Consider the following 4670-nt stretch of genomic DNA (forward strand, 5'->3'; position numbering starts at 1 on the left):
TGAAGGTGGCATCCGACGGCAGCGTGGCGCCCGGAGACGTCGAGGTAAAGTGCACCGTGCCCTGGTAGTTGGTCGCCAGATTGCCGAAGGAGTCCCGGACCGTCACCGCAGCGCTGACCGGGCTCCCCGCCGTCGCCGTGGCGGGCAGGGCAAGCACGAGCACCGTGGGCAGCGCGGGCGTCACCTCGAAGACCGGGCTGATGGCATCGGTCAGGCCGCTCGAGGTGGCCTTCAGCTGGTAGCCCGCTCCGGCCTGCTTGAGCACCACCCGGGGGAAGCGTGCGATGCCGTTGAGGGCCTGAGCCGTGAGCGTGCCCTCCAGCCCCGCCGAAGACGGTCCCGCCGCCAACAGGAGGGAGACTTCGTTTGACGCACTCGGAACGGTCCGCCCAAGCCTGTCTTGCAAGGCCACCTCCACCTCGGGCGAGACCGCCTCGCCGGCCGTGGCGGACAGGCTTGCCGACAGGAAGGCCAGCTTCACGGGTGGCGGGAGCACGAAGTCGATGGTGGGCCGCTCGCTCAGCACCACCGTGCCTCCCTCGACTACAACCGAGGCCGTCACCTGCCTGGCCCCCGCCACGGTGGAGATCACCGAGGCCGTCACCGCGCCGCTGGCGTTAGTCGCCCCAGCAGGCTGTGTCACGGTCGTGCCCTCACCGGACACCTCCACGCTCACAGTCCTGCCGGCCAGAGGAGTCCCGGAGCCGTCACGCACGGTGACGGTGAGGGTGACGCGGTCGGCGCCGTCCGCTCGGACCCCCGCGGCCCGATCCACTGCCACGGAAGAGCGGCTCGCATCCGGGGCTGACGAGGGCGGAGGCGGATTCGGGCCTCCTCCACCACACCCCAGGGACAGGCCGAGGAACAGAGCGCTCAGCCCCAGCAGACGGGCGAACGAGAACGAAGCAAGCGGCATGGACGTCTCCCCAGGGCGCACGGCTCCCTCGCGCGGAGGGGGAGCCACTGCGAGCCGGGGCGTGTTCTAGCAGACATGGAACACACCGAGGGAGCCGCTCCCGCCCGTCCCAAATCGAACAGCCAGGAACCAGCCAGGCAGGCCCGGCGAGCCGTCAGCTCCCGAGCGCTTGCATGAGCACCCCCGAGCCCATGAGCGACCAGCCGCCGTCGCAGACCATGATCGAACCTGTGATGTAGGACGCTGCATCCGAGGCGAGAAAGAGGGCCAGGTTGGAGATGTCCGACTTGGCGCCCATGCGCTGCAGCGGCAGCGAGCCGATGATCTTCTCGCGAGCCGCATCGGTGGGAGCCAGCCGGCGCATGCCCTCGGTGTCGTCGATCGGCCCGGGGGAGATGGAGTTGACGCGGACTCCCGCCCCACCCCACTCGATGGCCAGCACGCGCGTCAGCATGTCCACGCCGGCCTTCGCCGCGCACACGTGCGCCTGCAGCGCCGTCGGCATGTAGGCCTGCGGCGCGGAGATGTTGAGGACGGCGGCTCCCGGCTTGCGCAGGTGCTCGAAGGCGGCCCGGCACGCGTTGAAGGTGCCCAGCACGTCGATCTCCAGCACCGCCTTGAAGCCGTTGGAGGACATGCCGAGCGCGGGCGCCGGGAAGTTGCCTGCCGCCCCGCACACCAGGATGTCGAGCTCTCCGTAGGCATCGCGCGCCGTCTGGAAGGCCTTCTCCACGGCGGCGTAGTCGCGCACGTCCGCTTGGAGGCCCATGGCGGTGCCGTGGGCCTGCAGCCCCTTCACCGCGTCCGCGAGCTTCTCCGGGTTCCGTCCGTTGATGACCACCTTGGCGCCGGCCTTCACGAAGCGCTCGGCGATCCCGAGGTTGATCCCGCTGCTGCCGCCGGTGACGAAGGCCACCTTGCCCGCGAGCAGTCCGTCCTTGAAGACCCCATCAGCCATGACTCATCTCCCGTGAAAGCGCGGAGGACGCCGCTCCATGAAGGCCGCGAACGCCTCGGCGAGATCGTTCGACTGCAAGAAGGCCGAGTTCCACACGGCCACGAAGCGCAGCCCGTCCTCCACGGACTTGTCCGCGCAGTACTCCATCACCTGCTTGGCACCCTGGACCACGAGCGGCGGGTTGTCCGCGATCTTCCGAGCGGTGGCGCGCGCCCCGGCGAGCAGCGCCTCGGGGGACTCGAACACCTCGTTGACGAGGCCCATCCGCAGCGCCCGCTCCGCGTTGAAGTCCCCGGCGATGTAGGCCAGCTCTCGGGTATGGCCCTCGCCGATGATGCGCGGCAGGCGCTGGAGCGCGCCCAGATCCGCGATGATGCCCACCCGCGCCTCGCGCAGGCTGAACTTCGCCTCCCGCGAGCAGTAGCGGAAGTCACACGCGGCGATGAGATCGATGCCTCCGCCGATGCACCAGCCATGCACGGCCGCGAGCACAGGCTTGCGGCAACGGGCGAGCCCCTCGGTAGCGCCCTGCATCCGCTGGATGAGCTGGAGCAGCTTCGTCCGCTCGGAGGCGAGGTTGTTGTCCCCCATGAGGAGCGGCCCGAGCGTCTCCAGCATCGCCGCGATGTCCAGGCCATAGGAGAAGTGCGTCCCCTCGCCACGCAAGAGGAGCACGCGCACGGACTCGTCGGCGTCGAGCTCTCGGAGCGCCTCTGGCATCTCGCGCCAGAAGTCAGGCCCCAGGGCATTGCTTTTGCCGGGGCCGATGAGGACGACCTCGGCGATGCCGTCCGCCTTCTCAATGCGCAGTGACTGGTACGCCGCGGTCATGCGGTGCCCTCCCTCGGGGACGGCACTTGAACAGAAACAGGCGAGCGGCGTCCACGACTTCGACCGCTACCCCAGCTCCACCACCTTCATCCCGAAGAGCTTGTCCACGGCCAGCAGCAGCTCGTCGCTCACCTGGACCTTGAGGGCCGTGCCACCAATGAGCGCCTCGGCCTCACCCGGGAACAGCACGCTCACCGCCACCGGCGTGGCTCCCATGTTCTGCTTCGCGATCTCCGCCAGCTTCGACAGCTTCTCCTCGGTGAGCAGGTCCGCCGGCACGCGCAGCTCCAGCCGCTTCGTCCGCCTCTCGCGCACCGCCTTCAGGCTCTGGATCTCCTCGACGATCAGCTCCGTCGTCGGCGATTCCTCGTCGCGCTGGCTGATCTGCACCGTGCCCGTCACCAGGATAGGGTCATCCCCCTTGAGCAGCGTCTCCCACTGCTCGTAGCCCGGCTTGGGCCCGGCCTTGGTCCACTTGCCGTCCTTGCCCATCACCGAGCGCGTGCCGTCCTTGCCCGGGAAGCACACCAGCTCGATGGAGCCGGACAGATCCTCCAGCGTCACCCACGCCATGCGCTTGCCTGTCTTCGTGGGCCGCTCGCGGAGCGCCGCGATGATGCCGCCCACGGAGATCTTCTCGTCCCGCCGAGCGCGCTGCACCGACGTCACCGGCCGCGCGTAGCGCTTCAGCTCCTTCTCATACTGGTGCAGCGGGTGGCCAGACACGTAGAAGCCGATGGCCTCCTTCTCGTAGGACAGCCGCTCCTTCTCCGGCCACTCCTCGGCCGGCACGTACTCGTCCTTGAGCGCGGCCCCTCCGCTGCCCGCGGCTGGCCCCGCCAGCATCCCGAACAGCGAGCTCTGCCCGGCCGCCTTGTCCTTCTGGCTGGAGGAGCCGCGGTTCATCGCCCTCTCGATCGTCTCGAAGAGCTGGCGCCGCGGGCGCTTCTCGAAGTCGAACGCGCCGGCCTTCACCAGCGCCTCCAGCACCTTGCGGTTCACCCGCCGGCTGTCCACACGCTCGCAGAAGTCGAACAGGCTCTTGAAGGGCCCCTCCTTGCGCGCCTCGACGATCGACTCGATGGCGCCCTCGCCCACACCCTTGATGGCGCCCAGGCCGAAGCGGATCTCCCCGTCCACCGCACCGAAGGCCATGTCCGACTGGTTCACATCCGGCGGCAGCACCTGGAGGCCTGACTCGCGGGCCTCGGCGATGTGTCTCACCACCTTGTCGGTGTTGTCCTTCTCGCTGGTGAGAAGGGCGGCCATGAACTCCACCGGGTACTTCGCCTTGAGCCACGCCGTGTGGATGGTGATGAGGCCGTAGGCGGCCGAGTGGCTCTTGTTGAAGCCGTACTCGGCGAACTTCTCCATCAGATCGAAGATCTCGCCGGCGACTTTCAGGTCGACGTTGTTCGTCTTGCAGCCCTCCAGGAAGCCGGCGCGCTCGGCCTGCATCACCTCGGCCTTCTTCTTGCCCATGGCGCGGCGAAGCAGGTCCGCACGGCCCAGGGTGTAGCCCCCCAGCACCTGCGAGATCTGCATCACCTGCTCCTGGTACACGATGACGCCGTAGGTGTCCTTGAGCACCGGCTCCAGCGCGGGGTGCGGGTACGTCACCGGCTCGCGGCCGTGCTTGCGGTTGATGAAGACGTCCACCATGCCCGCGTCCAGCGGACCCGGCCGGTAGAGCGCGCCGGCAGCGATCACGTCCTCGAAGCACGACGGCTTGAGCTTCATCACCATCTCGGTGAAGCCGCTCGACTCCATCTGGAAGACGCCGGCCGTGTCGCCCTTGGCCATCAGCGCCCACATCGCATCATCATGCAGGGGGATGTCCTGCCGCTCGATCTTCTTCCCGTTCGGAGGGTTGCGGTTGATGAGATCCAGCGCGTTCTGGATCACCGTGAGCGTCTTGAGCCCCAGGAAGTCGAACTTCACCAGGCCCGCCGCCTCCACCTCGTC

General features: G+C 68.4%; 4 protein-coding genes. All 4 read right to left on the reverse strand.

What is annotated here, in order from left to right:
• Positions 1-916: Ig-like domain-containing protein (locus VD972_RS20780; protein WP_324989627.1), on the reverse strand; the 916-nt coding region annotated here is incomplete at its 3' end.
• A 154-nt stretch (positions 917-1070) separates the two neighbouring features.
• On the reverse strand, positions 1071-1874 hold the full coding sequence (locus tag VD972_RS20785) for an SDR family oxidoreductase (RefSeq protein ID WP_324989628.1): 804 nt from the start codon (positions 1872-1874) through the stop codon (positions 1071-1073).
• 3 nt (positions 1875-1877) lie between these two features.
• Positions 1878-2705, reverse strand: a complete 828-nt coding sequence (locus tag VD972_RS20790) for a crotonase/enoyl-CoA hydratase family protein (protein ID WP_324989629.1) — start codon at positions 2703-2705, stop codon at positions 1878-1880.
• A 66-nt stretch (positions 2706-2771) separates the two neighbouring features.
• Positions 2772-4670 (reverse strand): DNA polymerase III subunit alpha (gene dnaE / locus VD972_RS20795; protein WP_324989631.1); only part of this gene is annotated, 1899 nt, incomplete at its 5' end.

The sequence above is a fragment of the Hyalangium sp. genome (assembly GCF_035629615.1).
Lineage (GTDB): Bacteria > Myxococcota > Myxococcia > Myxococcales > Myxococcaceae > Hyalangium.

What these genes read in the sequence shown, in the direction of transcription:
- VD972_RS20785 (WP_324989628.1), bottom strand. Translation starts at nt 1,874, where the DNA reads ATGGCTGATGGGGTCTTCAAGGACGGACTGCTCGCGGGCAAGGTGGCC.
- VD972_RS20790 (WP_324989629.1), bottom strand. Translation starts at nt 2,705, where the DNA reads ATGACCGCGGCGTACCAGTCACTGCGCATTGAGAAGGCGGACGGCATC.